Below are 581 nucleotides of genomic sequence, written 5' to 3'. Positions count from 1 at the left end.
GTCACAACCGTACCACGACCGGAGATCGAGAACACGTCCTCAACCGGCATCAGGAACGGCTGGTCAACCGCGCGCTCCGGCGTCGGGATGTACTCGTCCACAGCCGCCATCAGCTCTTTGATCTTCTCTTCGCCGATCTCGGGCTTGTTGCCTTCCATCGCCGCCAGCGCAGACCCCGCAACGATCGGAATATCGTCGCCCGGATAGTCGTAGGAGCTCAGCAACTCGCGGATTTCCATCTCGACCAGTTCCAGAAGCTCTTCGTCGTCAACCTGATCAACCTTGTTCATGAAAACAACCATCGCAGGGATGCCAACCTGACGGCCCAGCAGGATGTGCTCGCGCGTCTGAGGCATCGGGCCGTCGGCTGCGTTCACAACCAGGATCGCGCCGTCCATCTGCGCCGCACCCGTGATCATGTTCTTCACGTAGTCCGCGTGGCCGGGGCAGTCGACGTGCGCGTAGTGGCGGTTGTCGGTCTCGTACTCAACGTGCGCTGTCGAGATGGTGATCCCGCGTGCCTTCTCTTCAGGCGCACCGTCAATCTGGTCATACGCCTGGAAGTCGCCGAAATACTTGGT

1 protein-coding gene is annotated in these 581 nt (G+C 60.4%); it reads right to left on the bottom strand.

Annotation, left to right across the window (positions count from 1 at the left end):
• The coding region (locus AC2D8V_RS20245) for a GTP-binding protein (RefSeq protein ID WP_484735412.1) at window positions 1-581 on the bottom strand (581 nt) is incomplete at both ends.

This window comes from Roseobacter sp. YIN89 (genome assembly GCF_057219365.1).
The sequence above is the reverse complement of the archived record's forward strand: the minus strand, read 5'-3'. Positions and strand labels throughout refer to the sequence as shown.